Source organism: Undibacterium sp. WLX3042 (assembly GCF_049544825.1).
Lineage (GTDB): Bacteria > Pseudomonadota > Gammaproteobacteria > Burkholderiales > Burkholderiaceae_D > Undibacterium.
In genome coordinates, this window is sequence record NZ_CP186698.1 from 855,292 (window position 1) to 881,224 (window position 25,933).

Consider the following 25,933-nt stretch of genomic DNA (forward strand, 5'->3'; position numbering starts at 1 on the left):
ATTGCCGCAGAGAAAATCATCAATGACTTTTTTCTCGTCTAAACGAACGTCAATTAACGCTCACTAATCGGTTGATAACCGGAGATATTCCTTTTTAACGCCTCGATCGGGTTGTTACCGATACCCAATCGCGCTAAACCGTTCAGTTCAAGCTGTATCGAAAAACCTGAATTATTGTTAGTGCTGTTGACCGCAAAACGCTGCGCGAGGAAGCGCAAGGACCAGCAATCGGCTTTGTATTCAAAACCAACCAGACCATCAACCACGCGCTTATCCATCAGGGAATAATTGCTGCGACCGACGGCATACCAGCGATTCGCGATCGGCCATTGTCCCGAAATATCCAGCTGTTTCAAAGTGTCTCTTTGCAAGCGGTATGACAGATTCAGGATCTTTTTCACTTCCGGCTGCCAGCGTATACCGTAACTCGCCTGAACCGACTGATGCGTACTCTGATTCAACTGCAACGCGGCATCTGCCGTCAATGTCGGCGACACTTTCCCTGACGCTGCCAGCAATATGTCTGAACGGCTGGGACTGGTCACATTATCCAGCGTCACACGCTGCGTGTTGAAATAAAAACGCTGTCCCAATGCAAGTTTCAGTCTTTCTTCACCATCCAGCTCGATATAGCGTGACACCAATGCGGCTGTAATCTGATTGGCGTCACCGATACGATCCTGTCCGGTAAAGCGGTTTTCGCTGAAAATCTGGGCAAAATTAAAATCGGCGACACCGCTGTCAAAATTAGGGAAAGCAGACTGTTCGCGATAGGGAGTACGCACATAGAACAGGCGTGGCTCCAGCGTTTGCGTCACTTCTCTACCAAGCAGGCTGGACTGCCGCTCAAACACCAGACCGCTATCAACCGAGAAAGTCGGTACTACACGGTGAAAATTCGGATCCTGTCCCGGCGCGATATTCGACAACTGGTAATTGGTAGCATGCAGTGAAACTTTAGGCACCACAAAATAGGCTGGTTCAACCAAGGGGAACGAAACCTGTGGATTGATGACCAACCTGTCACCTCGCACTTGCGTCGGATGCCAGAAGCGCGTCAGCATTGCATCCGCGGACCAGTCAAAGCCTTTCACATCATGTTGCTCAGCATGAAATTGCAGTTGCGGCAAACGATCATATGGCCGGGCAATGGGTGCTGCATAATCCTGCAGCACTTGATAATTACTGGCGCGTAAATTCAGATTCCAGAACGATCCGGCATACGTAAAATTAATATCGCGCATTAATAAACGCTGTGAAGTTTTGGTGATCGAATTGGAAAAATCAGAGGGATAGTTATCATCTGACGCGTAGTTCAGATTCCAGTTCATTCCCAGCTCTGGCAGCAGTTGTTGCTGATGAACGGATGTCAGCGCATAGCGATTGGTATTTGTGACACGGTCATTATTGAGCCCCTCAATACTGGTCTCACCGCGATAGGTTTCACCCAGATAGCGTCCTTCCGCACCGAGTTGCAAACCGCGGCGTGAAATAAGCTTAGGGTAAAGAGTCAGATCGCGATTCGGCGCAATATTGAAATAATACGGTAACGCAAATTCTGCGCCGCCCTTCGATGACGCACCGAAAACCGGTGGCAGAAAACCTGAATGACGCGCGCCGGACAATGGGAATGTCAGCGAAGGCGTTGCCAGAATCGGTGTTCCAAGAAAATACAGCACAGATTTGCCGGCCACTCCTTTGTCGAGCCCGGTATCGAGATCCAGCGTTTCAGCACGTAAATACCAATCGGGGTCCAGACCTTCACAGGTGCTGTAGGTTCCCTGATGAACCACAGAACGTTCGTCATCAATGAAATCGATCTTTGCTGCCTTACCCTGTGCATTATTACGCAACAGTTTATAAACAGGATTCATCACATTGCCCGAACTGGAATCCAGCTGGACACGGGCACTGTCACCGCTGTAGCAATCACCGTTGCGTTGCAGCCTTACCTTTCCTTCCGCGTCAACTTCATCTTCGAGAAAACGGTAAGACGCTTTATCCGCATTCAGCGTCGTCGCGCCTTTCACTACTTCGACATCATTTTCAAAGTGGATAAATCGTTCAGGCCGTCCCCACATCCGTTCAGACTGTACCGTCGTTGGTGCATCTTTATCGTCGGTTTTAGCTTGATTTTTTTTCTGACGCAGCACCATATCTTCCTCGAAATTCTGAGGACTTGTTGTTTGTGCCTGGGCCTGCGCGAAGAAGGCCGGTACGAGTACCGATACGACAATCGCTGGGATAGTAGGAAACATCAGCGGTGAATGAGATAATACGGGTTTCCTGCGCATGTATTCAGAGGTCAGTAAGCGTTTTGCAAGCATGCTGGTCGGTATCAATCAGACAATCCGCCAGAAATCAGTCGCCTATTATAGGTGAAATGCTGACAAAACCATCTGAACAGTGCAGACAAACTAACTCTCTTACCATTTTGCCCATGTCATCGAACGTTACACCGACGCAAACACCGACACACAATCCCTCTTTACCGGATAAAAAAGAAGAACGCAGGCTCGCTCTGCGTGAGTGGTTGACTCATTTCCCGGAATACGAATTGCTGACAGAGACGATGCGTCCGGCCTCAGCCGATGCCAGTTTTCGCCAGTTCTACCGGCTTGACACCAAAAGCGGCGGCAGCCTGATCGCGGTTGATGCACCGCCAGCCACAGAAAACTCAGCGGCTTATATCAAGGTGGCCGATCTGTTACGTCAAATGAATTTGTCGGTGCCACAGGTATTCGCGCACGATCTGGCGCAGGGCTTTCTGCTGGTCAGCGATCTGGGTCAGCACACCTATGCGCATGTACTCAACAATGACACTGCCCATAAACTGTATCTGGATGCGATAGACAGCCTGATCCTGCTACAAACCCAGAGTCAGCCGGATGTATTGCCAGAATACGATCGTGCATTTCTGTTGCGTGAACTGAATATTTTCACCGAATGGTATATCGGTAAACATCTGGGTATTACTCTGACAGAAGCGCAAACCAAAACGCTGGACAAAGTTTTTGAACATCTGCTCACCAGTGCAATGGCGCAGCCACAGGTGTTTGTTCACCGTGATTTTCACTCACGCAATCTGATGTGGATGGATAAAGGCAATCCCGGCATCATCGATTTTCAGGATGCGGTATACGGCCCTATCACCTACGATCTGGTATCCTTGCTGCGCGACGCCTATGTACAATGGGATGAGGAAATGGTGCTCGACTGGGCCATACGCTATTGGGAAAAAGCGAAACGTGCAGGCTTGCCCGTCCCCACTGACATCGACAATTTCTACCGCGATTTTGAATGGATGGGACTACAACGTCATCTGAAAATTCTCGGTATTTTCAGCCGTCTTTCGCATCGCGATGGTAAAGACACCTATCTCGCCGATATACCGACGGTGATGGAATATATACGTAAGACCTCTCACCGTTATAAAGAACTGGTGCCGCTGTTGCGCCTGCTCGACGAGTTGGAAAATACAGCGCCACAAGTTGGCTATACTTTCTGAGGCGAACATCATGAAAGCCATGTTACTCGCAGCAGGACGCGGTGAACGCATGCGTCCTCTGACTGATGATTGTCCGAAACCCTTGCTGAAGGTGCGTGGCAGACCAATGATCGTCTGGCACTTACTGAATCTGGCGAAAGCAGGCATCACCGAGATCGTTATCAACCATGCTCACCTTGGTCACATGATAGAAGATGCGCTGGGTGATGGTTCAAAATTCGGTGTGCAGATTCAATATTCAGCTGAAGCCAGTGCGCTTGAAACCGCAGGTGGTATCGCTAAGGCGCTGCCTCTGATCGGCGAAGATCCGTTTGTGGTTGTGTCGGCCGATATTTATATTCCGCACTTCGATTTTAAAGAATGTCTGAACACGCTGGAAGACCATGATCCATGGGGCAATCCGCACCCTGTCGATCAGCGTGATATCGCCTGGCTGTATATGGTAAAAAATCCATCCTTTCATCCGGGGGGCGACTTTGCAATGACGCTCATGGGGCTGTCGAACGAAGGCACACCAAGACATACCTTTGCCAATGTCGGCGTGTACCGGCCAGAAATGTTTGCCAGCATACGCCCGGGCGATCACGCAAAACTCGGCCCACTGCTGCGTGAATACATCGATGCGGGTCGCGTCGGCGGAGAATTGTATCGCGGTGAGTGGCATAACCTCGGCACACCGGATCAGTTAAACGCACTCAACGCACCGTTGACGTTCAAGCGGTGAAAACAATGGAAAAACACAGCCATGCCCATTACCAGATCCGGCGCCAGCGACTGATGGCGCTGATGCAGGCACATGGCGGCGGTGTCGCCATTATTCCGACTGCCCGCGAACATATCCGTAACAACGATAATCCGTTTCCATTCCGGCACGACAGTTATTTTTATTATCTGTCCGGCTTTGATGAGCCTGAAGCAGTATTGGTGTTAGTTGCCAATGCAAATGAAGAAAAATCGATATTGTTTTGCCGTGAGAAAAATCTCGAACGGGAAATCTGGGATGGTTTCCGCTTCGGACCAGCTGCAGCTAAAACTGCATTCGGCTTTGATCTCACTGATGCCGTCGACAATATCGACACTGCAATGCCGGATTTTCTGGCAGATGCGCACACCTTGTTTTACAGCACTGCCGCCGAACCGAACCTGGACACGCAGGTACATCAATGGCTACAGGCAGTACGCGCCAAAAGCCGCACAGGGATTCAGGCTCCGTCCCATACCATAGATGTGCGGGTACTTCTGGATGAGATGCGACTCATCAAAGATGAGACAGAAATCGCCCTGATGCAACGCGCCGCGGACATCTCTGCAGCGGCACATGTGCGAGCCATGCGCAGCGCCCGCCCTGGTCAGTTTGAATATGAACTTGAGGCTGAATTGCTGCATGAGTTTCTTCGCCTGGGCGCACAGTCCCCTGCGTATGGCTCCATCGTTGCCAGCGGCGCCAATGCCTGTATTCTTCATTATCAAAGCAACCGGGCACAAATAAAAGACGGTGATTTGATCCTGATCGATGCCGGCTGCGAATTCAACAGCTATGCTTCCGATATCACGCGTACTTTTCCGGCGAATGGTCGCTTCAGTCCGACACAGAAAATCTTATACAACATTGTGCTGGCAGCGCAGCAGGCGGCACTGGACTGCGCGCGCCCTGGCAGCAGATATATGGATGGACATCATGCGGCGTTACGTGTGCTGACGCAGGGAATGCTGGATACCGGTTTATTAAACAGAAACAAGGTCGGCAATCTTGATGATGCATTGGCAAGTCAGGCTTACCGGCGCTTTTACATGCATGGCACAGGGCACTGGCTGGGGCTGGATGTACACGACGTAGGCAATTACAGGGAAAGCGAATACAGCGGCGATGAAAGACCCTATCGCCAGCTACAGGAGGGGATGGTGATTACGGTAGAGCCAGGTATCTACGTACAGCCTGCTCCCGACGTGCCGGAAGAATTCTGGAATATCGGCATCCGCATCGAAGACGATATCCTGATTACCGCTGACGGACATCACAACCTGAGCCGGGATACACCAAAAACGGTGACAGAAATTGAAGCAGAAATGCATTCCACATAGATGATGAAATCAACGACTCCAGCCATTATCAATGATGTCGACATCGCTATCTGCGGTGCTGGCCCAGCCGGACAAGCGCTCGCTTTGTTGTTGCATAAACAGGGAATAGCAGCAGACCGGATCGCCTTATTTGACGGAAAAACCAGTGCCGAGGCTGAGCAGGATGCACGTACAATCGCTCTGTCCGCCGGCAGTCAGCAAATTTTAGAGATGGCAGGCAGCTGGCCAGTCAAAGCAACCCCGATCAACGAAATTCATGTCTCGCGGCGCGGCCATTTCGGACGCAGCCTGATCAACGCTGATGATTATGCAGTGCCAGCCTTAGGTTATGTCGCACGTTACGGCGACATCATCGCACCAATGCAAAAGGAAATCCTGCGGGTCGGTATCCGGATTCACCGTCCCCTGCTGGTCAGCGGTCTGGATGAAGTCAATGACCATGTGCGTATCAATCTGCATAATCCGGTAACTGGCGATCACAGCAGCATGAGCGCTAATGTGGTTGTGCAGGCAGAAGGAGGCACATTTTCCGATCAGTCTGCGCGCACGCGTCGCCATGATTATCAGCAGACCGCCATCATTGCCCATGTCACCAGTGATCAGCCTTTACCACACCGGGCATTTGAACGTTTTACCGAACAAGGGCCGCTCGCCTTGTTACCACAGGAAAACGGATATGCACTGGTCTGGTGTGTGCGTCCAGATGTCGCCGATACGTTATGCGCTGCCGATGATGTGAGCTTCAAACAAGCGTTACAAAAGGCATTTGGTAATCGCATCGGGCAACTGCAGCAAATATCAGCAAGGGTATCTTACCCGCTCGGCCTGAATGCGCAGACACACGCAACAGCCCGTACCGTCAGCATAGGTAATGCAGCGCAAACTTTGCATCCGGTGGCGGGACAAGGACTGAATCTGGGATTACGAGACACATTTGTTCTGGCCCGTTGCCTGAGCCGCCATGCGCATCAGCTTGATCATCCGGCAGCCATACTGGAAGATTTTATCCGGCAGCGGCAAGCGGATCGCGGCATCACCATACGCCTGACCGATACGCTGGCGCGTGTTTTTGCCAGTACGCCGGATGGCTCATTAACGCAGTCGCTGCTGGGTCTGGGTCTCAGCGTGGTGGACATATGCAACCCTGCACGCGACGTTCTGGCAGGGCATATGATGTATGGCTGGCGTTAAGCAGGCTGATGTCAGCATGCATCCGTCATCGCGTTTTCACCGGAGCTTTTTCTTAAACAAGCTATAATCCGCCCCCTGCATTACTCATCACTAAGGACTCGGTCATGAAATTACGTACCAAAAGACGCGCACTGAATTACACACGTTTGTACAATTACCAGCTCGCCACCGTACTCGAAGCAGCATTCGAAGAATTCCGTATCAGCTTTGCCAAAGAAGGCGAATCTCTTTCTGAGTCCCTCGATTCCCTGCAAAAACTTGGCGCCAGCTATCGTCACTTCAAAAAATTTGCTTTACGTTTTGGCTTTACCCGCTGATACGATTCGATATCCCGTCAGGAAGGGCATTCTGCCCTTCCTGTACACTTCTTAGCTGCTTAAACGGGGCGTACTTTGCCTGCATAGCCGCAGCTGGCATCACAAACTGACTCAGGTGGGTTCTGATAAAACTCGCTGAAAAACAAAAGCATCTGAGCTGTTATTCTATCGGCAGGCCACTGACCGGTTTAATTTCTTCCATACAAATCATCGAACGCAGAGATGCAACGCCGGATACCTGCATCAAGGTATCCGTCAGAAACTGCGACAAACTCTTGAGATCTTTCGCAACGACTTTCAGGATGTAATCAAAGTCGCCTGAAATCGTATGGCACTCAATGATGTCAGGGAATGCCATCAGTTGACGTTCAACCTCACGCACATTTCGAAACTGCTCGCGATCGAGTGACAGGTTCACAAATGCCATGACGCCGAGACCAACGGACTCAGGTGCAACTTGCGCGACATAGCCGCGTATCACTTTTTTTTCTTCCAGCGTTCTGACCCGACGCAAGGTTTGCGGAGCAGATAAATGTATCTGCTCCGCCAGATGCAAATTACTCATACGGCCATCGTCTTGCAGGCAACGCAAAATACTGCGGTCATAATTATCCACACTAGACTCCAATCAAAATATTTTATTAAAAATCTTATTTTAGAAAAAATAACATACAAATTTTTATTTTATGAAATTTAATTTCTATTTTTAACAATAAAACATTGAATTTAGCAATCTAATTATTGACCTGACTGGCTACAATCTTCAGCAGAACACGTCATGTAATAAGGCACAAAGATGCGTGAGGCTTTTACGAAATTCTGAAAATTTCACAAAAGCATCCGGGCTGACAGCAGGCAGATCAATTCAGTCCAGTGACGATGTTTTTACTTACTATCAATACGGAGAACATCATGGTCGCTTTCATTGGCACACAAGACATGCAAAAGCATTTGCGCGAAGTTGGCGTCGACACAGCTATCACCCGCATGGCAGCAATGATCAGGGAGGACTATCTGCGCTGGGAATGCTTCGACAAATCTGCCAGAGTTGCACATCATTCGGATATTGGCGTCATTGAGCTGATGCCAATTTCTGATGGTAAGAGTTACTCGTTCAAGTACGTCAATGGTCACCCAAAAAATACAGAAACAGGTTTGCTGACAGTCACCGCATTCGGGGTGCTGGCCGATGTCGCAACCGGTTACCCACGTTTACTTTCAGAACTGACACTGACAACAGCGATACGTACCGCTGCGACTTCTGCACTGGCTGCATCCTGTATGGCACGTAAAAATTGTCGCAGTATGGCATTGATAGGCAATGGTGCACAGAGTGAATTTCAGGCCATTGCGTTTCATACGATGCTGGGAATCAAAGAGTTGAGAATTTATGATGTCGATCAGCAAGCCAGCGATAAACTGATACGTAACTTAAGCAGCTTTCCGGAAATACGTATTATCCGTGCGATCTCGATCGCTGAAGCAGTCAAAGGTGTAGATGTGATCACCACGGTCACTGCGGATAAAACCAATGCAACGATCCTGACGCCGGAGATGATAGAGCCGGGTATGCATATCAATGCGGTGGGTGGCGACTGCCCGGGAAAAACGGAACTGCATTCCGCCGTGCTGCAGAACGCTCAGGTTGTCGTCGAATATGAGCCACAATCACGTATCGAGGGAGAGCTACAGCAAATGCCGGCAGATTTCCAGGTTACAGAATTGTGGAAAATTTTGAGCTCAGACAGTGTTTATCGTCAAAACGACGACAGCATCACTATTTTTGATTCTGTCGGCTTCGCGCTGGAAGATTTCTCTGCGATGCGTTATCTGGAAAAATATGTGATGCCACATTCCTCCACGGTTCTGGATCTGCTGCCAGTCATGCAAAATCCTAAGGATTTGTTCGGTATGAGCATGAGCGGCAAACACAATAACGATACGTACATGTCAGTCACTGAAAGGGAACAATATAGTCTTCCTGAAATATCCTCTCCCGCTTAAACTTGCACCTATCTCACTCACATAATTTAAAAAAGAATGAAGACAATTTCTTTAATTGGTGCGCCAACGGATGTAGGCGCGAGTGTCAAAGGTGCTGGCATGGGGCCGGATGCACTGAGAGTGGCAGGACTCAATGATGCACTCGTGGCACGCCAGTTTCATGTCGTTGATCATGGCAATCTGCATGGTCCAGCCAATCCCTGGCAACAGCCGGTCAATGGTTTACGTCATCTGAAAGAAGCGATCGACTGGAATCAGGCTGTGTACGACGCGGTCAACCAGGCACTAATGCAGGGACATATTCCGATGATGTTAGGCGGCGATCATTGCCTCGCCATCGGCTCGATCAGCGCGGTCGCGACGCATTGTCGCCGCGCAGGAAAAAAGCTGCGTGTGTTATGGTTCGATGCGCATGCGGACAGTAATTTATCCACCATCAGCCCGACCGGTAATATTCATGGAATGCCTGTTGCTTGTCTGATGGGACATGGTCCGCAGGAGCTGATCAGTTATGCCGGGCACACTCCTGCAATGCAAGCTGCCGATATCCGCCTGATAGGGATTCGCAGTGTCGATGCCGGAGAAAAAAAGTTTATCCACGATCTGGGAATGCAGGTATTCGATATGCGCTACATTGATGAGTATGGCATGCGCAATGTAATGAGCTCTGCGCTGGCAGGTATCGATGCAGACACGCACCTGCACGTCAGCTTTGATATGGATTGTCTCGACCCAGGCATCGCTCCTGGCGTCGGTACTGCAGTGCTGGGAGGCCCGACTTACCGTGAAGCACAACTGTGTATGGAAATGATTGCCGATACCGGTTTGTTGGCTTCACTTGATCTGGTGGAATTAAATCCAGCACTGGATATCCGTAACCAGACAGCCATTCTGGCAGTCGATCTGATCGAGAGTTTGTTTGGTAAGTCTACATTGGTGAGAATGTAGACCCGAATTGGCTCCCTAAACGGATGTTGTAATCAAGATAGTGTGCACAACATCCGTTTATTTTACCGAGGCTTAGACCCAATTTTATCAATCAGTTTTTCTCTTGTTATTCCCGAGTTACCATCCTGATCTTTTTCTCGAATTTCCTTCTCCCGCAATACCTTTTCATTATTTGAAATAACGTAACTTTCCGTCAGCTTCTTCCACGACGCCTGTTTTTCTAAAATAGTATCTGTTACTTTTTTTGCTTCGGTAGAAATATGAGCGTAGGTTTTATCCATCAAATGAACGGCTTTTGTCATTTCCTCGTCCGTCATGATTTCCTCAATATCTTTGGGAATCGCTTTACCCGCAGGTAAAACCAGATTGACGTTGTCAACGAAACGGTTATAACACTCCAGCCATGACTTAACCTCGTTCGTAACTCTCTTAATATCATCGTTTGTTTTAGATACATCCGGTATCGAAGGCTGAACGCAGTTAAAGCGTTCAAACTTAACGTCACCGCCGTCAAACTGGTCTGTGAAATACTGAATTTGTGATTTTTTCAGGTTCCGTTTAGCAATCAGATTTACAAAACCCCGTGCTTTCTGATTACCTTGTGCTGCCGACTTTTTAAACCACTGCTCCGCTTTATTGGTATCGATTGCCATACCATCGCCGTACCAGTAAAGCTCCCCCATCATTTCCTGTGCTTCAGCATTACCATTATCAGCCAGTTTGGAAAACAAGGCGGCCGATGCTTTGTACTCTTTATTTTTATAGAGCTTATACGCATCAGAAAGCTCATCTGCGTAGCTGTTGGCGACAAATGACAGAGCAAAAGCAACAAAAACTAATTTAATCATTTGAGATCCTTTCATCCATGTTCATTGATTTTTTTAATCAGAAAACTATTTTTCTGCTCAGTGGAACTCTCTGGATTTTTTTCAAAAAAAGAGATGGTTTCTGAATAACATTATTAATATTGCATGTCTACAAATTCTTCACTATTTCTGAAAATAAAAAGTAAAAAGATAAAAAAAACCTCTCGTTGTCTCACGAGAGGTTTTAGAAAAAATTAAGAATGACGCTTAATCAACCGCTTTCACCATATCTTCTATAACTTTCTTCGCATCACCAAACACCATCATGGTTTTATCCATGTAGAACAATTCATTATCGAGACCAGCGTAACCGGAAGCCATAGAACGCTTGTTCACGATGATGGTTTTGGCTTTGTAAGCCTCCAGAATTGGCATCCCTGCGATCGGTGATTTAGGATCTTTTGCTGCAGGATTGACGACGTCGTTAGCACCGAGTACCAGCACAACGTCTGCCTGACCAAATTCGCTATTGATATCTTCCATCTCAAACACCTGGTCGTACGGTACTTCCGCTTCTGCCAGCAGCACATTCATGTGTCCAGGCATACGCCCCGCCACAGGATGAATCGCATATTTGACGGTAATGCCTTTGTGTGTCAGTTTTTCCGTCAGCTCTTTCAGCGCATGCTGCGCGCGAGCCACAGCCAGACCATAGCCGGGAACGATAATGACTGTTTCCGCATTACCGAGCAAAAATGCAACGTCATCTGCCGAACCGGACTTCACATTTCGCTGTGCCTGTCCACCGGCGGCTGCTTCAGCGGGCGCGCCACCAAAACCACCAAGAATCACATTGAAGAACGAGCGATTCATTGCCTTACACATAATGTAAGAAAGAATCGCGCCGGACGAGCCAACTAATGAGCCTGCAATAATCAGCATCGAGTTATTGAGTGAAAAACCAATTCCTGCGGCTGCCCAACCTGAGTAACTATTGAGCATGGAAACCACGACCGGCATGTCGGCACCACCGATAGGAATGATGATCAGCACGCCCAATACAAATGCGATCAGTGCCATCAGGACAAACGGTATCCATGCTGGTTCTGTACCAGGCGCAAAGCAGAAGATCAGTCCGAGCCCGACCATCGTGATCGCCAGAATCAGATTCAGAAAGTGTTGCCCTGCAAAACTGACCGGTGCGCCCTGAAACAAGCGGAACTTGTATTTACCTGATAATTTTCCAAATGCAATCACGGAACCTGAGAACGTAATCGCACCAACAAACGTACCGATAAATAACTCAAGTCGATTACCGAAAGGAATCGCAACATTACGTGTCGTGATGTTGAAAATCCATGGTTCTGCAACGACGGCCACAGCAATACATACTGCCGCTAAACCAATCAGTGAGTGCATCGCAGCAACCAGTTCCGGCATCTTGGTCATTTCAACCCGTTTTGCCAATGTTGCACCAATACCACCACCGACAATCACACCCAGCGCGACCAGGCCATAACCAAGTCCACCGCCAGCCGCTTCAGTCTTGAGTTTAAAGATCAGGGCGATGGTCGTCGCAACAGCTACGACCATCCCTATCATGCCGAAAGCGTTACCACGGCGCGCCGTCGATGGATGCGACAAGCCTTTTAACGCCTGAATAAAACAAACAGATGCAATCAGATAGAGCATCGTGACCAGATTCATGCTCATTATTTGCTCTCCTTGCTCGCGTTGGTCGGCGTTGCCTTAGGTTCTTTTTTCTTAAACATTTCCAGCATTCTCTGTGTCACCAGAAATCCGCCGAACACATTCACTGCCGCCAGCGCCACCGCCACAGTTCCCATCACCTGGGCCAGCAAACCTTCAGTCAGTCCTGCCGCCAGCATGGCACCAACGATGATGATGGCAGAAATCGCATTAGTCACGGCCATTAATGGTGTGTGCAATGCGGGAGTAACCGTCCACACCACGTGATAACCGACATAAATTGCCAGTACAAAAATGATGAGGTTGGTTAGGGTATGACTTACTTCCATGATGTCCTCTCTTTAGTATGGATTAAGACATGCAAAAGCAGACGATACTGTCGCGAGGAACAACCAGTCTGAAAATTTTTAAAGATTCAGTCCAGATGCTGCCTCGCCAATATTGCCTCAATACTCTTTCAAACTGGTGATCTGATTTTTTGTATTCACAAACACCACATTCGGTTTGTGATTTCGCGCTTCCTCGTCTGTCATCGGCGCGTATGTACAGATAATCATCAGATCACCCAGTTGCACCTTGCGGGCTGCAGCGCCATTCAGGGAGATTTCGCCACTTCCACGTTTGCCTTTGATGGCATACGTCGAAAAACGCTCACCGTTATTGACGTTATACAGCTCAATCTGTTCGTTCTCGATGATATTCGCAGCGTCGAGCAGATCTTCATCTATCCCACATGAACCTTCGTAGTGGAGATCGCACTGGGTCACAGTTGCGCGATGAATTTTGGCGCGGAGCATATTTCTTTGCATGGTATTTCTACTTTCTATTGCTTGTTACAAAAAACTTAAAATCTGTTTTATTTTCTGAGTACCTCACCGCCAGCACAAACCAGAGTTGCAGCTACGATTTCGTCTTCACGATTAATCGCCAGTCCGGCCTCTTTATCAATAATTAATTTCAGAAAATCGAGTACGTTACGTGCATATAAAGCGGACGCATCGGCTGCAACCAGGGTCGCCAGATTCGGTTCGCCGATAATGTGTACACCATATTTAGTAACTGTTTTGTTCAATTCAGACAAAGGACAATTACCACCTTGCTCCACCGCCATATCCACAATGACCGAACCAGGCTTCATCGCTTTGACTGTTTCCTCCGAAATTAAAACCGGGGCTTTCCGTCCCGGGATCAGCGCTGTCGTGATGATGATGTCAGCTTGTTTCGCTCTTTCGTGAACTAGCGCAGCCTGACGTGCCATCCAGGCAGCAGGCATAGGTCGCGCGTAGCCACCAACGCCCTGAGCGATTTCACGCTCTTCGTCTGTCTCGTAAGGTACATCAATGAATTTTGCACCGAGCGATTCAACCTGCTCTTTCACTGGCGGTCTGACGTCGGATGCCTCAATGACAGCACCAAGGCGTTTGGCCGTCGCAATTGCCTGTAAACCGGCCACACCGACGCCCATGATTAAAACGCGAGCCGCTTTCACCGTTCCGGCCGCGGTCATCAGCATAGGCATAAAACGCGGATAAGTATTTGCAGCCAGCATCACTGCTTTATAACCAGCAATGTTTGCCTGAGAAGACAGCACGTCGAGTGACTGCGCACGGGTAATGCGCGGCGCAGCTTCCAGAGCGAATGCATTCAGACCGTGTGCGGCCATTACTGCAATATTTTCAGTATCGAAAGGATTCAGCATGCCCACTAACGTTGTACCGGACTTGATCAAAGCCCGTTCGTCAGCGTCCGGGGCACGCACTTTCAGCACCAGTTCGGTACCAAATGCGTCTGCAGCAGAACCTATTTGAGCTCCTGCTGCTTGATAAGCTTCATCAGTGATACTCGAGGCCACACCAGCACCAGACTGCACAATCACCTGATGTTTTGCAGCTACGTACTTCTTAATGGTTTCCGGAGTTGCCGCAACACGCGTTTCTCCGGGCCGAGTCTCGGCGGGGATGCCGATTTTCATAGATTTGCTCCCTGACTAAGTAAATGAAATCTTTTTTATGCACATCGCAGAAAAACAAGTGCAAACCTGCTCTCCTGATCTGGCATCGGTCAGTTCAGGAAATCAATAAGGAACTGATCCGGCCAGCTGAATCCGGTAACGGCAGACACCGGGGTCAATCTGAAAAAAGCCATGACTATCTGATGTAAAAAATAACAATGCTTACCAGATACTTACATTTAACAATAGGAAACGATATTACACGTAAAATGTTTTTTAGAACAACCGTTCGTTTTTGTGGTTTTCTACTATTTTCTGTTTGATACAAAGTATGTTATGCACAATGATGCCGTCAATTCCAGACTATTTCAGCTCTCAGCACTGCAGCTTTTAGAAAAAAACCATTGTTCTCCGCCGGACTTCAGTGCACTCCCCACCTGCATGTGCTTAACTCAGTAGCCATAGAACATTTACAACATCCGTACTTCGAGCCTGTAACAGAATGCTGACTGACGACACAAAAGCCCGTGGCAAAGTAAAATGTCGGACTTACTGAGAAAAGCTATGTCAACTATCTGGAAACCATCTGTCACAGTCGCAGCCATCGTCGAGCGTAACAAACGCTTTCTAATGGTGGAAGAAGAAACAAACGAAGGCATTCGCATTAACCAGCCTGCCGGCCACCTGGACCCGCGGGAATCGCTTGAACAGGCGGTAATACGTGAAACGCTGGAAGAAACAGCTCACGACTTCACGCCGACGGCGCTGATCGGAACTTATCTGTCACGCTACGCATCTCCCAAAACCGGGGACGATGTAACTTATCTGCGTTTTGCATTTACCGGTGAAGTCGGGCTGCAACATGATCGCCCACTGGATACCGGCATTCTGCGAACGATGTGGATGAGTTACAACGAAATACTGAATGCAGAACATATTCACCGCAGCCCGCTGGTGTTGCAATGTATTGATGATTATTTGCGAGGGAAGCGTGCGCCGCTGTCCCTCATGTTCACACACCCGAGCGTATTATGAGTAAAAAACGAGTAGTGATAGGTATGTCTGGCGGCGTTGATTCATCTGTATCTGCATGGCTATTAAAAGAACAAGGTTATGAAGTCATCGGCCTTTTTATGAAAAACTGGGAAGATGACGATGACTCAGAATATTGCTCCACCCGTGAAGACTGGATAGATGCGGTCAGCGTTGCTGATGTCGTTGGCGTCGATATTGAGGCAGTCAATTTCGCCAGCGAGTATAAAGATCGCGTGTTTGCTGAATTTTTACGGGAATATCAGGCTGGACGTACACCTAACCCGGATGTGCTGTGTAACGCAGAAATCAAATTCAAAGCATTTCTGGACCATGCCATGAAACTGGGTGCCGACTACATCGCAACGGGTCACTACGCACGTGTGCGGGAGGTCAATGGTGAATTTCAGTTATTAAAAGCGATGGACGCCAGCAAAGATCAAAGTTATTTTTTGCACAGGCTAAATCAAAAGCAACTCGCCAATACTTTATTTCCTTTAGGTGAAATTCATAAAACCGAAGTACGGAAAATTGCCGAGCAATTACAATTACCAAACGCAAAAAAGAAAGACTCGACCGGGATTTGCTTTATCGGCGAACGTCCTTTCCGCGAGTTTCTGAACCGCTATCTATCCTATAAACCGGGTCCAATTAAAACCCCTGAGGAAGAAATAATAGGGCAGCACGTTGGTCTGAGTTTTTATACCTTAGGACAACGTAAAGGCATAGGCATAGGGGGCATCAAATCTCACCAGAATGCTGACGGCAGCAGCGATGCCTGGTATGTCGCAAGAAAAGATGTGGCACAAAATACCTTGTACGCAGTTCAAGGGCACGACCATCCCTGGCTCTTGTCTTCTGACCTCGAAGCAACACAAGTCAGCTGGGTCTCGGGACGCGCTCCTGAGACCGCGGCCTTATCCGCAAAGACGCGCTATCGTCAGCCCGACGTCCGTTGCCGTTTTGACGGGGATCTTGAGCAATTTCATCTACATTTCAATCAGGCACAATGGGCCGTGACACCGGGGCAATCTGCCGTTTTATATGATGGTGATATCTGTCTCGGCGGAGGGATTATTCATTCCGCCAGCGCTGAAAAATGAATTTTTGAGCACAACGGATCAGTGTGAAAAATATGGAAAAGCTGGTTACGACGGAATTAATCTAAATTTTATTTAAAATATTCTTTCCTGAATTAAATAATCGCAATTTTTTGATACGTTTTGTCGCTTTACAATTCAGTTTAATGAAATTACATTTACATTTTTCTTACACTGGAAACGCCAGCAAATCATGAATCATCCTGATACGCAAGTCCTGGGCGGTACCGTCAATGCGCGGATAGGCAAGGTGTATATGAACTTGTCCAAAGCACATAAAAAAGCCGCGGATTATGTACTGTCGAATGTGTTCCGGTCAGCGACGATGTCAATCGACGAGCTTGCGAATGCGGTTGGCATTTCCGTTGCTACTGCCAACCGGTTTGCGCGTGCGCTGGGGTTTGACGGATATCCCCAATTTCGTGCTGAACTTGTATGTGGTTTTGAGGCCATGCTCGCACCGATCGACAATCTGCGTAGCGAAGTTCAACGCCCTGCAACCAGCACGGAAATTATTGCTGGCTCTCTTAACGAAGATCTGGCGAATCTGGAAGCCACACGTCGCGGCCTTGATCCTGCATTGTGTAATCAGGCAGTCAAAATGATTCTCAACGCCGAACGCATTTACATTATTGGTTACGGTGCGAGTGCCTTTCTCGCAGGACTGATGGCGCACAGTCTTGACCCATTTTGCAATACCGTACAATCGACTATCGGTACAGGCGGCCCTTCCACAGTAGCCCGGCAATTGTTCAAATACACTTCGCGTGACCTGGTGATTGGTATTTCTTTTCCACGCTATGCAGAAGATGCTGTGACCATTTTGCGGCAACTGAATGAGAAAAAAGTGCCGGTACTGGCACTCACTGATGCACCCAGCTCACCATTAGCAGCGCTGGCAAATATCACTTTGTATGCACAGACACGGCGTCATTTCTCACCTAACTCTGAAGGCGCAGCACTCTGCCTGATCGAAGCTATCTGCAGCGCCGTAGCCCATCAGGCAAAAGCGCCGGTACATGCCGCATCGGAAATGACAAAGTTTGTGATGCCATGGCTGTATCAGGAATCAAATACAGGTGGTCGCAAATCATCACCGGAACTGAGAGTGATCGACGCTGACCGGCCTGCGTAAAACAGGTTTCAGCAATTCCAGCTTACGCATAAAAAAACCTCAAGGCGATTGTTGCCTTGAGGTTTTTTTATGTTACGTCAAATTAAAACTGAAGTCAGGAACGGATAATGTAATCAAACGCTGCCAGTGAAGCCTTAGCACCTTCACCGACCGCGATCACAATTTGTTTATATGGAACAGTGGTCACGTCACCAGCAGCAAACACGCCGGGCAAGGAAGTTTGTCCACGCGAGTCGATTTCAATTTCGCCATGACGTGATAATGACAAACTGTCTTTCAGCCATTCTGTATTCGGTACCAGTCCTATCTGAACGAAAATACCTTCGAGTTCAACATTTTTTAGCTCACCACTGGTAAGATCTTTGTAGCTCAGCGCATTTACTTTCTGACCATCGCCATGCACTTCTGTCGTTTGTGCCTGGGTAATCACCGTCACGTTTGGCAGGCTACGCAGTTTGCGCTGTAACACTTCATCGGCACGTAAGGTGACACCAAATTCCAGCAATGTAACGTGGCTGACGATACCTGCCAGATCAATAGCAGCCTCAACACCGGAATTACCGCCACCAATCACTGCGACCCGTTTACCTTTAAATAATGGCCCATCGCAGTGAGGGCAATAAGCGACGCCGTGGTTACGGTATTCGCGCTCACCGGGAACATTGATTTCGCGCCAGCGCGCGCCCGTCGCCAGAATCACCGCTTTGGCTTTCAGCGTTGCGCCACTGGCTAACTGAATTTGATTGATGCCATCTTTTTGCGTCAACTTTTCAGCCCGCTGCAAATTCATAATATCGACATCGTAAGTCTTCACGTGCTGTTCCAGTGCTGCCGCAAACTTTGGCCCTTCTGTCTCGGTAACGGAGATGAAATTCTCAATCGACATCGTATCAAGAACCTGTCCGCCAAAGCGTTCAGCCACCACACCAGTACGAATTCCTTTACGGGCCGCATAAATCGCCGCAGCCGCGCCGGCAGGACCACCACCGACGATCAGCACGTCATAAGGTGCTTTGGCGTCCAATTTTTCAGCAGCACGTTGCACAGACCCGGTATCGAGTTTCGCCAGAATCTCTTCAATCGACATACGTCCCTGACCGAATACCTGACCATTCAGATATACGGTGGGCACAGCCATAATCTGACGTTGTTCAACTTCAGCCTGAAACAAAGCGCCATCGATCGTGACCGATTTCACGCGCGGATTTAATACCGCCATCAGATTCAGGGACTGCACAACTTCGGGACAATTCTGGCAAGTCAGAGAAATATAGGTTTCGAAGTGAAAATCGCCATCGAGATTTTTGATCTGCTCAATCACATCGGCATCAACTTTCGGTGGATGTCCACCAGCCTGCAATAAAGCGAGCACAAGAGAAGTAAACTCGTGCCCCATCGGAATACCAGCGAAACGCAGGTTAATGTCGTGCCCTGGTGAAGTAATCGCGAACGATGGTTTGCGCTCAAGATCATCGGTATTTTCAGACAGACTGATTTTGTCAGACAACTCTGCAATTTCACGCAACAAGGTCTGCATTTCCTTCGCCTTCTCGCTGTCATCGAGCGAGGCCTCCAAACGAATCGGGCGCGTCAGTTTTTCAAGATATGCTTTTAATTGCGTTTTGAGAGTCGTGTCTAACATGATGCCTTCTTTCTGATACTGTTGAATTCATCTTCCCGGTAAAAATCACCGGGAAGATGCGAAATACTACTTAGATCTTGCCAACCAGATCCAGGGATGGAGTCAGAGTTTCTGCGCCTGGTGTCCATTTCGCTGGGCAAACTTCACCTGGGTGATTTGCAACGTATTGTGCGGCCTGAACTTTACGCAGCAATTCTTTCGCGTCGCGGCCAATACCGTTGTCGTGTACTTCCATAACTTTGATTTCGCCCGCTGGGTTCACAACGAATGTACCGCGCAGTGCCAGACCTTCTTCTTCGATCAGCACTTCAAAATTGCGGGAAATCGCCAGTGTTGGATCACCCAGCATTGGGTAAGTGATTTTGCCGATAGTGTCAGAAGTGTCGTGCCACGCTTTGTGGGTGAAATGTGTATCTGTAGAAACGCTGTAGATTTCAACGCCCAGTTTTTTGAATTCTTCGTAGTGATCAGCCAGATCGCCTAACTCAGTTGGGCAAACAAAAGTAAAGTCTGCTGGATAAAATACAAAAACAGACCATTTGCCAGCCAGATCTTCGCTGGAAACCGGAACAAATTTGCCATTGTGGTAAGCGGTAGTTTTAAATGGCTTTACAGTAGTATTAATCAGTGACATGGTAATTTCCTTTGTTGTTGAAACAGGTGTTAAGTGATGAGTTCAAATGATAAAACGTTTTTCCATATTTAAATAGCTAATTAATTTTATTGAACTCATTAAGTTTAGCTATTGATTCTAGTATACCGCAATATTCTTAAACAAGTATGTCATGTACCGACATGAGAAAGTCCAAAAATCAAGGCGGCTGATTTTTATCATATACCCGTCCGGGCGAAGAAGGACGTCTCACCCGGGTTGTTGCAATCATCGTGCTTCGCAATCCCGATGGATGTCAGATAAATAACTTCCTGACAAAAGAATAATTGCGATACGAAATCGATAAAGCATTCGATTTCTTATTGTGCAACGTTATAATTCCCGACCACCTCATCACAAGGAATCTCTATCGTGTCAGACCGACTTGCTGTTCTTCCTCAATACCTTTTACCTAAACGGGCTCTGACTGTATTTGCCGGAAAAATTGCGAATGCCAAAGCAGGTAAGCTGACCACCCACCTGATCGAATGGTTTGTGGAGAAATATCAGGTCGATATGAGTGAGGCCGCCAATCCGGATACCGCCAGTTACAACAGCTTTAACGAATTCTTTACGCGCCCATTAAAGAACGGCATCAGACCTTTGGCTGACAGCGATTTGGTTTGTCCTGTCGACGGTGCAATCAGCCAGTTCGGCCCGATAGCCAAAGGACAGATTTTTCAGGCGAAAGGGCACGATTATTCAGCGACTGCCTTGCTTGGCGGCGATAGCAAGGCTGCCGCTCAGTTTCACGATGGCAGTTTCGCGACCATCTATCTGAGCCCACGCGATTATCATCGTATCCACATGCCTTGCGATGGAAAGCTGACCCGCATGATTTATGTGCCGGGTGATTTATTTTCCGTTAATCCAACAACTGCCCGCGGCGTTCCGGGATTGTTTGCGCGAAATGAACGCGTTGTCTGCTTTTTTGAATCTGCTGCAGGTCCATTTGTATTAACCCTCGTCGGGGCGACGATCGTTGGCAGCATGGCCACCGTCTGGCACGGCACTGTGAATCCGCCGCGTAATAAAAATATCGTTGAATGGGACTATAGCAAAGACAACATTGTTCTCAAAAAAGGGGAAGAAATGGGGCGCTTTATGCTGGGGTCAACAGTTGTACTACTTTTCCCTCATAACACGCTGGCATTTAATTCTTCGTGGACTGCAGCAAAGCCTGTACGCATGGGAGAAGCCATGGGAAGTCGTTCGTAAGGCTGATGCTCCTCCACTCACCAGACAAAGCCTGCAATTCGATATTGCAGGCTTTTTTTATTGCGCGAACGCAAGCAATTACATTCAGAGACATCTGCATACTAAAAAAATCTTGCCAATCTCATTTATTTGCATAATAATCTAAATAAGAATTGTTCTCACTTAGATTTATAGGAAAGCAAAATGGCTGAATTTAATACGCAACAGATGTTCGTCTCAGGTACGTCGGCAAAGGCGCAACTTCAGCCTGTCGCTCGCAAAGCAGTCCCTCGCTTAAGCAGCAGGGAGCTGATGCAGTCTTCCCGAGAACTCGAAATTGATCACGAAGGGCGTATTTATCGCCTGCGGATCACACAGTTAAATAAATTGATTCTGACAGCCTAAGCCGTCACTGATTTCACAGGTAGCCAGCCAGTCAGGGTTCAGCCAATCCGATCCGGTTCTCACTGAGGAAAATACCATGTCGATTCACTATGAAATGCATTCTGAGTTATCAACGCCACCAGCAAAAGCATCGACGCCGGAAATATTGGTTTCCGCAGTTCTGCATCTAATGTCGCATTACACCGTGAACTCAGCCAATGCCGAAGGTGAAGCTGCCTGCGTCAAGTTGGCATCCGTGATTGAAAAGCATCTGCAAGCCTTGGCTGAATTACCTGAATTAGCACCGGTGTTGCGAGCAACCTGTCAGCAATTATCGGAACAATGGGCAACATTAGTTGATCGCAATTTATGTCAGCCAAGGAAGTCAAAACGCTTTTCCTGGCTGATGTGAAATGCGTGTAGTTATTAAAGTAAAGAAAAAAGCGAGGGAGCTATGATTGTTTGTGTTTGCAACAATATTTCTGAAAAAAAGATTCATCACGCGGTCGATGCCGGGATGAGCACTATGTCCGATTTGCGTACTCATCTGAATGTAGGTACTTGCTGCGGTAAATGTGCTGGCTGTGCACGACAAGTGCTGCGTGAGTACATCGTCAAAAAAGAATCAAGAGAACATGAAGTACAGTTATTTTTACATAAACTGGGCTTTCAGAATAACGAGATACCAGCATGAATAGACACTTCAACCCGACGTATGGCAACGAAGAAAAAACACTGAGCCGCTCACGCATTTTGTCATTTTCGGCCATCGTCCTTGCGCATCTGGGTCTGGCCTACGCGCTACAACATGGCCTGATTTCTAAAGTAACTCAATTGCTGCCACGTGAAGTGGTCATGGCCCTGATACAGCCGGAAACGCCAGTACCGGAACAAACCAAACCGCAAATTATTCAGAGCAAAAAAACGCTCACTCCGGTCACAACAGAAGTAATTCCGCCTAAAACGCCTATCGTCACTCCGAATAACGTCCCGAGTGAACAGGCGATCGTTGCAGCGGCAACAGAAACCCCGGTTGCCAGTGCAAAAACAGAAGCAGCAAAGCAGGCACCGACCGGGACGCCTTCCCCGACAGCAATCAAGACTGTCAGCGCTGTTGAATATATACGCGCCCCAAAAGCCGAGTATCCGCGCGTATCCAGACGCATGGGTGAAGAAGGCAAAGTAACCTTACGCGTATTGGTCAATGAAAAAGGATATGCTGAAAAGGTCGACATTCAGAAATCATCCGGTTTCCAGCGTCTGGACGAAGCGGCGCGTCATGCATTGATGCAAGCCATCTTCAAGCCCTATCTCGAAGATGGAAAAGCTCTGGCGATGATTGCAACTGCGACTATTAATTTTTCTCTGGACGTATAACCAGATTGCACATTCGTTTTTTATTTCGATAGCGCAGTAACTTGCTATGATAGGAGCACTTCACTCTTCACCACTGTCGAAAGGGTTCATGATGAAAGGCGATGCGAAAGTCATTAAGCTGCTCAATGCGCAACTGACCAATGAATTAAGCGCGATCAACCAGTATTTTTTACATGCACGCATGTACAAACACTGGGGGCTAGAAAAAATTGCGAAAAAAGAGTATGAAGAGTCTATCGGCGAAATGAAACATGCTGACAAGCTGATCGACCGCATACTGATGCTTGGCGGCTTGCCGAATCTTCAGGCGCTGCATAAGCTGATGATAGGTGAAGACACACCTGAGATGCTGGCGTGCGACCTGAAGCTGGAGCAGGCTGCGCAAAAGACCGTGAAAGAAGGCATTGCAATGTCAGAAAGTTGCGCTGACTATGTTTCCCGTGACTTATTTCAAATGATCCTGGAAGACACTGAAGAACATATAGACTGGCTCGAAACGCAGATAGAATTGATCGAAAAAATTGGCGTTCAAAATTATTTGCAGTCGCAACTCTGCAGCGAAGAATAAAAAAAAGGATGATGCTAACTACATCATCCTTTTTTGACTATCGGCTTTAACTTATTGCGGAACTGTATCTTTAAAAGACTGGCGCTCGGATAATTTATCAAACAATTTTGCGAGGTTAGGATATTCATCGCGCCAGGTGATTTCAGGAAAGCGGAAACTGAGCCAGCCCAGTGTGCAGGCAACGCTGATATCAGCCAAAGTTAAGCGATTGCCAGAACAAAAAGGCATCTCTCCCAAGCCGGAAGAAATAGCTTGTAATCCGGCATTCACCTTCCCCATCTGACGATTAATCCAGTCTTCACTTTGCTGTTCTTTAGGGCGCAATGTTTTTTCCAGTCGCACCAGAATCGCAGCATCCAGAATACCGTCTGCGAGGGCTTCCCAGCATTTCACTTCAGCGCGCTCGCGTCCCAGCGAAGGAATCAAGCGCCCAACCGGCGTCAATGTATCCAGATATTCGACGATAACGCGTGAATCAAACATCGCCCCACCATCTTCCATTAACAGGCACGGGACCTTGCCTAAAGGATTAGACTCCTGAATCGTCGTATCTTCAGCCCACACATTTTCTAATAAAAAGGCGTAATCCAATTTTTTTTCCGCCATCACAACGCGGACTTTTCTGACATAAGGACTGGTAGTGGAGCCAATAAGTTTCATAGTTTTTGCATGGTTAATTAAGTCGGGATTATAACGGTTAAGCACATTATTTCCATCCGCCCCGACAAGCGATCTGACTTTACTCAAAGAAGCAATACACGGTTACAAGCAGCTTCACAATGGTAAAATCTCGTAATCAGTGCAAAAATCTTCGATAGTCTGCAATTTATCCCGGGTTTCATTACTCGCCGGCAAATTTCACATAATTTGTAAAATCGTTGTTTTTTGCGTAAGCATTTTCTCTTGACTTCCAAATATACCCTCACCATGTCCCTCTCTTCTCTCTCAGCCCTCTCTCCTCTTGATGGCCGCTATGCAGCCAAAGTCGATGCTCTTCGCGCAACCCTGTCAGAAGCAGGTTTCATGCACCACCGTGTCAAAGTTGAAGTGTCATGGCTGCAGGCTTTATCCGAAGCAGGCTTCGATGAAATTAAACCTTTCTCCGGCGAGGCCAATGCATTGTTGAACAAGCTGGTCGCTGAATTTTCAGAAACCGATGCACAACGCATCAAAGAGATTGAAGCAGTAACGAATCACGACGTCAAAGCAGTTGAATACTGGTTGAAAGAAAAAGTAGCGGGTTCGGCAGAACTGGTAGCTGCAAGCGAATTCATACACTTTGCCTGTACTTCGGAAGACATCAACAATACCTCCCACGGCATGATGCTGAAAACCGCCCGTGACAGCGTGATGGTGCCTGCACTGCAAAAAGTGATTGCCCGCCTGACAGAACTGGCGCACACGAATGCGGACGTGCCTATGTTGTCACGCACACATGGTCAACCTGCCAGCCCGACCACACTCGGCAAAGAAATGGCGAATGTCGTGGCGCGTTTGCAGCGTGCGATCAAACGTATTGAACAAGTTGAAATTCTCGGAAAAATGAATGGCGCAGTCGGTAACTACAATGCACATTTATCTGCGTACCCAGCATACAACTGGGAAAGTTTTTCTAAAAACGTGATCGAACAACGTCTGGGTCTGACTTATAACCCATACACGATACAAATTGAGCCGCATGATTACATGGCTGAAATGTTTGATGCTTTCGCACGTACAAACACCATTTTGCTGGACCTGAACCGTGATATCTGGGGTTACATTTCCGTCGGTTATTTCAAACAAAAAACCAAAGCGGGTGAAATTGGTTCTTCTACGATGCCGCACAAAGTGAACCCTATCGATTTTGAAAATTCCGAAGGCAATCTGGGTCTGGCAAATGCACTGCTGCGTCATCTGTCTGAAAAATTGCCGGTGTCCCGCTGGCAGCGTGATCTGACTGACTCCACTGTATTGCGCAATATCGGTGTCGCTTTCGGTTACACCCTGCTGGCTTACGACAGTTGCCTGCGCGGTCTGAATAAGCTCGAAACCAATCCGGAACGCCTGGCTGCCGATCTGGACGCGACATGGGAAGTGCTGGCAGAACCTGTGCAAACCGTGATGCGCCGTTACGGCATTGAAAACCCATACGAACAGCTCAAAGAACTGACACGCGGCAAAGGAATTTCCAAAGAAGCGTTGCGTGAATTCGTGTTGACACTGGCGATTCCTCAGGACGCCAAAGACTTATTGCTGGCGATGACACCGGCGAACTATATTGGTATCGCGGCTAAATTAGCAAAAGCAATCTAAGCAGCTATCTCCTGCATTAAAAACGGCGCATCAG

The 25,933-nt window shown here is 48.0% G+C and carries 27 protein-coding genes; 17 read left to right on the forward strand and 10 right to left on the reverse strand.

The annotated features are described in order from the left end of the window. Positions 1–53: 53 nt before the first annotated feature. A complete protein-coding gene (locus ACPAOP_RS03860) occupies positions 54–2,258 on the reverse strand; it encodes an LPS-assembly protein LptD (RefSeq protein WP_423709406.1) in 2,205 nt (734 codons plus the stop codon). Positions 2,259–2,440: 182 nt separating this feature from the next. Here ACPAOP_RS03860 and ACPAOP_RS03865 point away from each other — a divergent pair, with 182 nt between their 5' ends. The 5 genes from ACPAOP_RS03865 (at position 2,441) to ACPAOP_RS03885 (ending at position 7,098) form a co-directional block, all read left to right on the forward strand. Further along, complete coding sequence (locus ACPAOP_RS03865; protein WP_423681298.1) at positions 2,441–3,508, forward strand: aminoglycoside phosphotransferase family protein; 1,068 nt, start codon at positions 2,441–2,443, stop codon at positions 3,506–3,508. Between the two features lie 10 nt (positions 3,509–3,518). After that, positions 3,519–4,232: an N-acetylmuramate alpha-1-phosphate uridylyltransferase MurU gene (gene murU, locus ACPAOP_RS03870; RefSeq protein ID WP_423709407.1), complete on the forward strand. Its 714-nt coding sequence runs from the start codon at positions 3,519–3,521 to the stop codon at positions 4,230–4,232. 5 nt (positions 4,233–4,237) lie between these two features. Continuing rightward, positions 4,238–5,590 (forward strand): aminopeptidase P N-terminal domain-containing protein, encoded by a 1,353-nt coding sequence (locus ACPAOP_RS03875; protein ID WP_423709408.1) that lies wholly within the window; start codon positions 4,238–4,240, stop codon positions 5,588–5,590. A 3-nt stretch (positions 5,591–5,593) separates the two neighbouring features. Further along, positions 5,594–6,781, forward strand: a complete 1,188-nt coding sequence (locus ACPAOP_RS03880) for an FAD-dependent monooxygenase (RefSeq protein ID WP_423709409.1) — start codon at positions 5,594–5,596, stop codon at positions 6,779–6,781. Between the two features lie 104 nt (positions 6,782–6,885). Continuing rightward, on the forward strand, positions 6,886–7,098 hold the full coding sequence (locus tag ACPAOP_RS03885; protein ID WP_423681305.1) for a hypothetical protein: 213 nt from the start codon (positions 6,886–6,888) through the stop codon (positions 7,096–7,098). A 160-nt stretch (positions 7,099–7,258) separates the two neighbouring features. Here the strand turns inward: ACPAOP_RS03885 and ACPAOP_RS03890 are convergent, their stop codons facing one another. Next, positions 7,259–7,714, reverse strand: a complete 456-nt coding sequence (locus ACPAOP_RS03890) for an Lrp/AsnC family transcriptional regulator (protein ID WP_423681306.1) — start codon at positions 7,712–7,714, stop codon at positions 7,259–7,261. Between the two features lie 296 nt (positions 7,715–8,010). Here ACPAOP_RS03890 and ACPAOP_RS03895 point away from each other — a divergent pair, with 296 nt between their 5' ends. After that, positions 8,011–9,102, forward strand: coding sequence for an ornithine cyclodeaminase (locus ACPAOP_RS03895; protein ID WP_423681307.1), 1,092 nt, complete (start codon positions 8,011–8,013; stop codon positions 9,100–9,102). A gap of 36 nt (positions 9,103–9,138) precedes the next feature. Next, positions 9,139–10,050: an arginase gene (rocF, locus tag ACPAOP_RS03900; protein ID WP_423709410.1), complete on the forward strand. Its 912-nt coding sequence runs from the start codon at positions 9,139–9,141 to the stop codon at positions 10,048–10,050. Positions 10,051–10,112: 62 nt separating this feature from the next. On the opposite strand, the gene ACPAOP_RS03905 is transcribed toward rocF, so the two are convergent. The 5 genes from ACPAOP_RS03905 to ACPAOP_RS03925 all read right to left on the reverse strand — a co-directional run bounded on the left by ACPAOP_RS03905 (position 10,113) and on the right by ACPAOP_RS03925 (position 14,538). Then, a complete protein-coding gene (locus ACPAOP_RS03905) occupies positions 10,113–10,898 on the reverse strand; it encodes a tetratricopeptide repeat protein (protein ID WP_423709411.1) in 786 nt (261 codons plus the stop codon). Between the two features lie 225 nt (positions 10,899–11,123). Continuing rightward, complete coding sequence (locus ACPAOP_RS03910; RefSeq protein WP_423709412.1) at positions 11,124–12,569, reverse strand: NAD(P)(+) transhydrogenase (Re/Si-specific) subunit beta; 1,446 nt, start codon at positions 12,567–12,569, stop codon at positions 11,124–11,126. Next, a complete protein-coding gene (locus ACPAOP_RS03915) occupies positions 12,569–12,895 on the reverse strand; it encodes an NAD(P) transhydrogenase subunit alpha (protein ID WP_186882920.1) in 327 nt (108 codons plus the stop codon). Before ACPAOP_RS03915 ends, ACPAOP_RS03910 begins: the two co-directional genes overlap by 1 nt. Before the next feature lie 117 nt (positions 12,896–13,012). After that, a complete protein-coding gene (gene panD / locus ACPAOP_RS03920) occupies positions 13,013–13,375 on the reverse strand; it encodes an aspartate 1-decarboxylase (RefSeq protein ID WP_423681312.1) in 363 nt (120 codons plus the stop codon). Between the two features lie 47 nt (positions 13,376–13,422). After that, positions 13,423–14,538, reverse strand: a complete 1,116-nt coding sequence (locus tag ACPAOP_RS03925; RefSeq protein ID WP_423709413.1) for a Re/Si-specific NAD(P)(+) transhydrogenase subunit alpha — start codon at positions 14,536–14,538, stop codon at positions 13,423–13,425. A gap of 543 nt (positions 14,539–15,081) precedes the next feature. On the opposite strand from ACPAOP_RS03925, the gene ACPAOP_RS03930 reads away from it, so the two are divergent. The 3 genes from ACPAOP_RS03930 (at position 15,082) to ACPAOP_RS03940 (ending at position 17,784) form a co-directional block, all read left to right on the forward strand. Beyond that, positions 15,082–15,552 (forward strand): NUDIX hydrolase, encoded by a 471-nt coding sequence (locus ACPAOP_RS03930; RefSeq protein WP_423709414.1) that lies wholly within the window; start codon positions 15,082–15,084, stop codon positions 15,550–15,552. After that, positions 15,549–16,652 carry a tRNA 2-thiouridine(34) synthase MnmA gene (gene mnmA / locus ACPAOP_RS03935; RefSeq protein ID WP_423709415.1) on the forward strand — a complete coding sequence of 368 codons (1,104 nt, stop codon included), beginning with the start codon at positions 15,549–15,551 and terminating at the stop codon, positions 16,650–16,652. Before ACPAOP_RS03930 ends, mnmA begins: the two co-directional genes overlap by 4 nt. A 190-nt stretch (positions 16,653–16,842) precedes the next feature. Beyond that, positions 16,843–17,784, forward strand: coding sequence for a MurR/RpiR family transcriptional regulator (locus ACPAOP_RS03940; protein ID WP_423681316.1), 942 nt, complete (start codon positions 16,843–16,845; stop codon positions 17,782–17,784). A gap of 94 nt (positions 17,785–17,878) precedes the next feature. Here ACPAOP_RS03940 and ahpF read toward each other — a convergent pair whose 3' ends face one another. Next, positions 17,879–19,426 carry an alkyl hydroperoxide reductase subunit F gene (gene ahpF / locus ACPAOP_RS03945; RefSeq protein ID WP_423681317.1) on the reverse strand — a complete coding sequence of 516 codons (1,548 nt, stop codon included), beginning with the start codon at positions 19,424–19,426 and terminating at the stop codon, positions 17,879–17,881. A 70-nt stretch (positions 19,427–19,496) separates the two neighbouring features. Next, a complete protein-coding gene (gene ahpC / locus ACPAOP_RS03950; protein ID WP_186882913.1) occupies positions 19,497–20,060 on the reverse strand; it encodes an alkyl hydroperoxide reductase subunit C in 564 nt (187 codons plus the stop codon). 390 nt (positions 20,061–20,450) lie between these two features. On the opposite strand from ahpC, the gene asd reads away from it, so the two are divergent. From asd to bfr, 6 genes are all read left to right on the forward strand, one after another. Then, positions 20,451–21,296 (forward strand): archaetidylserine decarboxylase, encoded by an 846-nt coding sequence (gene asd, locus ACPAOP_RS03955; protein ID WP_423709416.1) that lies wholly within the window; start codon positions 20,451–20,453, stop codon positions 21,294–21,296. A 183-nt stretch (positions 21,297–21,479) separates the two neighbouring features. Next, a complete protein-coding gene (gene hemP, locus ACPAOP_RS03960; protein ID WP_423681319.1) occupies positions 21,480–21,680 on the forward strand; it encodes a hemin uptake protein HemP in 201 nt (66 codons plus the stop codon). Positions 21,681–21,756: 76 nt separating this feature from the next. After that, positions 21,757–22,071, forward strand: coding sequence for a hypothetical protein (locus ACPAOP_RS03965; RefSeq protein ID WP_423681320.1), 315 nt, complete (start codon positions 21,757–21,759; stop codon positions 22,069–22,071). Positions 22,072–22,113: 42 nt separating this feature from the next. After that, positions 22,114–22,353, forward strand: coding sequence for a (2Fe-2S)-binding protein (locus tag ACPAOP_RS03970; protein ID WP_423709417.1), 240 nt, complete (start codon positions 22,114–22,116; stop codon positions 22,351–22,353). Next, positions 22,350–23,036, forward strand: a complete 687-nt coding sequence (locus ACPAOP_RS03975; protein WP_423709418.1) for a TonB family protein — start codon at positions 22,350–22,352, stop codon at positions 23,034–23,036. Before ACPAOP_RS03970 ends, ACPAOP_RS03975 begins: the two co-directional genes overlap by 4 nt. Positions 23,037–23,127: 91 nt before the next feature. Then, positions 23,128–23,604 carry a bacterioferritin gene (bfr, locus tag ACPAOP_RS03980; protein WP_423681324.1) on the forward strand — a complete coding sequence of 159 codons (477 nt, stop codon included), beginning with the start codon at positions 23,128–23,130 and terminating at the stop codon, positions 23,602–23,604. A gap of 51 nt (positions 23,605–23,655) precedes the next feature. Here the strand turns inward: bfr and ACPAOP_RS03985 are convergent, their stop codons facing one another. After that, complete coding sequence (locus ACPAOP_RS03985; RefSeq protein WP_423709419.1) at positions 23,656–24,264, reverse strand: glutathione S-transferase N-terminal domain-containing protein; 609 nt, start codon at positions 24,262–24,264, stop codon at positions 23,656–23,658. Positions 24,265–24,531: 267 nt separating this feature from the next. Here ACPAOP_RS03985 and purB point away from each other — a divergent pair, with 267 nt between their 5' ends. Then, entirely contained in the window at positions 24,532–25,899 is a 1,368-nt protein-coding gene (purB, locus tag ACPAOP_RS03990; RefSeq protein ID WP_423709420.1) for an adenylosuccinate lyase, read from the forward strand. Positions 25,900–25,933: the final 34 nt, after the last annotated feature.

What these genes read in the sequence shown, in the direction of transcription:
- ACPAOP_RS03860 (WP_423709406.1), bottom strand. Translation starts at nt 2,258, where the DNA reads ATGTTTCCTACTATCCCAGCGATTGTCGTATCGGTACTCGTACCGGCC.
- ACPAOP_RS03865 (WP_423681298.1), top strand. Translation starts at nt 2,441, where the DNA reads ATGTCATCGAACGTTACACCGACGCAAACACCGACACACAATCCCTCT.
- murU (WP_423709407.1), top strand. Translation starts at nt 3,519, where the DNA reads ATGAAAGCCATGTTACTCGCAGCAGGACGCGGTGAACGCATGCGTCCT.
- ACPAOP_RS03875 (WP_423709408.1), top strand. Translation starts at nt 4,238, where the DNA reads ATGGAAAAACACAGCCATGCCCATTACCAGATCCGGCGCCAGCGACTG.
- ACPAOP_RS03880 (WP_423709409.1), top strand. Translation starts at nt 5,594, where the DNA reads ATGAAATCAACGACTCCAGCCATTATCAATGATGTCGACATCGCTATC.
- ACPAOP_RS03885 (WP_423681305.1), top strand. Translation starts at nt 6,886, where the DNA reads ATGAAATTACGTACCAAAAGACGCGCACTGAATTACACACGTTTGTAC.
- ACPAOP_RS03895 (WP_423681307.1), top strand. Translation starts at nt 8,011, where the DNA reads ATGGTCGCTTTCATTGGCACACAAGACATGCAAAAGCATTTGCGCGAA.
- rocF (WP_423709410.1), top strand. Translation starts at nt 9,139, where the DNA reads ATGAAGACAATTTCTTTAATTGGTGCGCCAACGGATGTAGGCGCGAGT.
- ACPAOP_RS03905 (WP_423709411.1), bottom strand. Translation starts at nt 10,898, where the DNA reads ATGATTAAATTAGTTTTTGTTGCTTTTGCTCTGTCATTTGTCGCCAAC.
- ACPAOP_RS03910 (WP_423709412.1), bottom strand. Translation starts at nt 12,569, where the DNA reads ATGAGCATGAATCTGGTCACGATGCTCTATCTGATTGCATCTGTTTGT.
- ACPAOP_RS03915 (WP_186882920.1), bottom strand. Translation starts at nt 12,895, where the DNA reads ATGGAAGTAAGTCATACCCTAACCAACCTCATCATTTTTGTACTGGCA.
- panD (WP_423681312.1), bottom strand. Translation starts at nt 13,375, where the DNA reads ATGCAAAGAAATATGCTCCGCGCCAAAATTCATCGCGCAACTGTGACC.
- ACPAOP_RS03925 (WP_423709413.1), bottom strand. Translation starts at nt 14,538, where the DNA reads ATGAAAATCGGCATCCCCGCCGAGACTCGGCCCGGAGAAACGCGTGTT.
- ACPAOP_RS03930 (WP_423709414.1), top strand. Translation starts at nt 15,082, where the DNA reads ATGTCAACTATCTGGAAACCATCTGTCACAGTCGCAGCCATCGTCGAG.
- mnmA (WP_423709415.1), top strand. Translation starts at nt 15,549, where the DNA reads ATGAGTAAAAAACGAGTAGTGATAGGTATGTCTGGCGGCGTTGATTCA.
- ACPAOP_RS03940 (WP_423681316.1), top strand. Translation starts at nt 16,843, where the DNA reads ATGAATCATCCTGATACGCAAGTCCTGGGCGGTACCGTCAATGCGCGG.
- ahpF (WP_423681317.1), bottom strand. Translation starts at nt 19,426, where the DNA reads ATGTTAGACACGACTCTCAAAACGCAATTAAAAGCATATCTTGAAAAA.
- ahpC (WP_186882913.1), bottom strand. Translation starts at nt 20,060, where the DNA reads ATGTCACTGATTAATACTACTGTAAAGCCATTTAAAACTACCGCTTAC.
- hemP (WP_423681319.1), top strand. Translation starts at nt 21,480, where the DNA reads ATGGCTGAATTTAATACGCAACAGATGTTCGTCTCAGGTACGTCGGCA.
- ACPAOP_RS03965 (WP_423681320.1), top strand. Translation starts at nt 21,757, where the DNA reads ATGTCGATTCACTATGAAATGCATTCTGAGTTATCAACGCCACCAGCA.
- ACPAOP_RS03970 (WP_423709417.1), top strand. Translation starts at nt 22,114, where the DNA reads ATGATTGTTTGTGTTTGCAACAATATTTCTGAAAAAAAGATTCATCAC.
- ACPAOP_RS03975 (WP_423709418.1), top strand. Translation starts at nt 22,350, where the DNA reads ATGAATAGACACTTCAACCCGACGTATGGCAACGAAGAAAAAACACTG.
- bfr (WP_423681324.1), top strand. Translation starts at nt 23,128, where the DNA reads ATGAAAGGCGATGCGAAAGTCATTAAGCTGCTCAATGCGCAACTGACC.
- ACPAOP_RS03985 (WP_423709419.1), bottom strand. Translation starts at nt 24,264, where the DNA reads ATGAAACTTATTGGCTCCACTACCAGTCCTTATGTCAGAAAAGTCCGC.
- purB (WP_423709420.1), top strand. Translation starts at nt 24,532, where the DNA reads ATGTCCCTCTCTTCTCTCTCAGCCCTCTCTCCTCTTGATGGCCGCTAT.